The organism is Brevibacillus sp. AG (genome assembly GCF_028369215.1).
GTDB classification, from domain to species: domain Bacteria; phylum Bacillota; class Bacilli; order Brevibacillales; family Brevibacillaceae; genus Brevibacillus; species Brevibacillus porteri.
Genome location: NZ_JAQMYO010000039.1, coordinates 1 through 471 on the forward strand (window position 1 = coordinate 1; position 471 = coordinate 471).

At 54.8% G+C, this 471-nt stretch carries 4 tRNA genes; all 4 read left to right on the plus strand.

What is annotated here, in order from left to right:
• Positions 1-13 precede the first annotated feature (13 nt).
• The 4 genes from POF51_RS32050 to POF51_RS32065 all read left to right on the plus strand — a co-directional run bounded on the left by POF51_RS32050 (position 14) and on the right by POF51_RS32065 (position 373).
• A tRNA-Asn gene (locus tag POF51_RS32050) sits at positions 14-89 on the plus strand.
• A gap of 3 nt (positions 90-92) precedes the next feature.
• Positions 93-185: transfer RNA gene (locus POF51_RS32055), tRNA-Ser, on the plus strand.
• A 4-nt stretch (positions 186-189) separates the two neighbouring features.
• Positions 190-263 (plus strand) — tRNA-Glu (locus tag POF51_RS32060).
• 34 nt (positions 264-297) lie between these two features.
• A tRNA-Val gene (locus POF51_RS32065) sits at positions 298-373 on the plus strand.
• The last annotated feature ends 98 nt before the right edge of the window (positions 374-471 follow it).

Consider the following 471-nt stretch of genomic DNA (forward strand, 5'->3'; position numbering starts at 1 on the left):
AAACCTTCAACGTTCCTCGGTAGCTCAGTTGGTAGAGCAATCGGCTGTTAACCGATCGGTCGGCGGTTCGAGTCCGTCCCGAGGAGCCATATGGATGGATGTCCGAGCGGCCGAAGGAGCACGATTGGAAATCGTGTAGGCGGTGTCGAACCGTCTCGTGGGTTCAAATCCCACTCCATCCGCCATCTTGGCCCGTTGGTGAAGCGGTTTAACACAGCAGCCTTTCACGCTGTCATACAGGGGTTCGAATCCCCTACGGGTCACCTAGAAAGATCCCTACATATTTGTAGGTGATTTGGAGGCTTAGCTCAGCTGGGAGAGCATCTGCCTTACAAGCAGAGGGTCGGCGGTTCGATCCCGTCAGCCTCCACCACTTATATTTAACGGACAAGGAAGGTCAGTTAAAAGCGTCACGTCTTGTGGCAACGCTGACACTCGGTCGTCCTAACTATCGCGGGATGGAGCAGCTCG